This is a genomic window from Pseudoalteromonas sp. P1-7a (genome assembly GCF_001401855.1).
Classification (GTDB): Bacteria; Pseudomonadota; Gammaproteobacteria; order Enterobacterales; family Alteromonadaceae; genus Pseudoalteromonas.
On the sequence record NZ_LKDU01000157.1, the window covers coordinates 1 to 229 of the forward strand.

At 41.5% G+C, this 229-nt stretch carries 1 pseudogene; it reads right to left on the reverse strand.

Annotation, left to right across the window (positions count from 1 at the left end):
* Nucleotides 1-91: 91 nt before the first annotated feature.
* Nucleotides 92-229, reverse strand: a pseudogene (locus AN389_RS20765) (DDE-type integrase/transposase/recombinase); the annotation flags it as partial.

Sequence of the window (229 nt, forward strand, 5' to 3'; positions counted from 1 at the left end):
GTAAACGTTGCCCGTTCGGCTTGCGCACATTCCAAGCCTTCTTTAGTGTTTTAATCACTAAAACCGCATTATTAATTCGACTTGTTGCCTAGCCCACAACTTTGCGTGAGTATAAATCTAAAATGACACATAAGTACTGGCAGCCTTCTTTACAGCGCACCTGAGTTATATCCGATACCCATACACTATTAGGCTCTTCAACATCAAATTGACGAGCAAGTAGATTCTC